Below are 1,151 nucleotides of genomic sequence, written 5' to 3'. Positions count from 1 at the left end.
CATCATTTCTTTCCAGTCGCGCAGGCTCAGATTGTAGGCCAGATACCAGCGCACGCATAACAAGATGACGGACTGGTCGAACTGACGGCCTTTGAACATCTCGAACCTCGCGAAAATTGATGCAGGGTTCCTCCCATGCGACCAGTTACCAAAACTTTGCAACACAACCCCAGTTCGTCACCCTGTCCGGGATCGAAATGTAACTTTACAGTGCCGTCTCAACTGACGCCATGCTGACACCTCGTGTCGGGATTGTCGTGTCTGCGACACCGGCTTGCTTAGCCGATTGGTTTGCGTCAGGCTAAATAGCTGAAAACAAATCACAACATTTCTCGTTCGGCCCGATCAGCCAATTTGGCCCGAGTTTTGAGACCCTTCGGTGTGAGGCGGCGAGCGCTGCCCCGGTATTCATGTCGCGGGTCACCGAGATGGATGGAAAGATAGATGGCATTTCATATTAATCTGGAAACAGAACGTTTATTCATGCGCCCAATACGTCTTTGGGACGGCGATGCCCTGCATCGCCTACACTGTGATCCGCTAGTAGTCGAATCGATAATGGGGGGAATACGGCCAACGCGGGAAATGTCCGAGGCGCGGCTATCCTTCTATCTTCATGAGTGGGAAACCTACGGGTATGGATTCTGGATGGTCTATGAACGAGAGGACAATGGCGACTTGCATTTCGTGGGGCGGTCCGGGCTGCGCCGCGTCGATGACAACGACATTGAAACCGGATGCTGCTTGTTCGGAACCCGATGTGGTCAGGGGATTGGGCCCGAAAGCCTTAAGCCAGTGATCGAATTCGCCTTCGCAACCCAACCTATCGATCGGTTGGTCTCTTTCATACGCCCGACGAATATACGATCCCTCAGAACGAGAACGCCACTGGGCTTTTCCTGCCTCGGGCCAGTTGTCGTTGATGGAACGAACTATCAGCTCTTTGAATTGCGCCGTCCGCCTCGGTGACGCTAAGCAAACTGGTACGCATTGGGCTGACGTTGGTGCATGGATCCGGACTTAAGCGGATGGCGATCTTTGAAGCGGCAGACTATGCCGTGGCTGCCTTGCGGCGAACGGATTGCGGGCGTGCGCAGGCTAGCATGCGGTTGAGGCCGGCGCAGCCGATGGCGACCTCGGTCTGCTGAACG

Annotated in this window: 1 protein-coding gene and 1 pseudogene; one reads left to right on the top strand and one right to left on the bottom strand. The window is 54.9% G+C overall.

Features of this window, described 5'->3' with window-relative positions; all coding sequences use genetic code 11:
• A pseudogene (locus tag EOC06_RS37595) lies at positions 1–99 on the bottom strand (IS6 family transposase); the annotation flags it as partial.
• A gap of 345 nt (positions 100–444) precedes the next feature.
• Here EOC06_RS37595 and EOC06_RS37590 point away from each other — a divergent pair.
• Complete coding sequence (locus EOC06_RS37590; RefSeq protein WP_306462386.1) at positions 445–969, top strand: GNAT family N-acetyltransferase; 525 nt, start codon at positions 445–447, stop codon at positions 967–969.
• The last annotated feature ends 182 nt before the right edge of the window (positions 970–1,151 follow it).

Origin of the sequence: Mesorhizobium sp. M7A.F.Ca.MR.362.00.0.0 (assembly GCF_004023175.1) — a bacterium.
GTDB lineage: Bacteria > Pseudomonadota > Alphaproteobacteria > Rhizobiales > Rhizobiaceae > Mesorhizobium.
The sequence above is the reverse complement of the archived record's forward strand: the minus strand, read 5'-3'. Positions and strand labels throughout refer to the sequence as shown.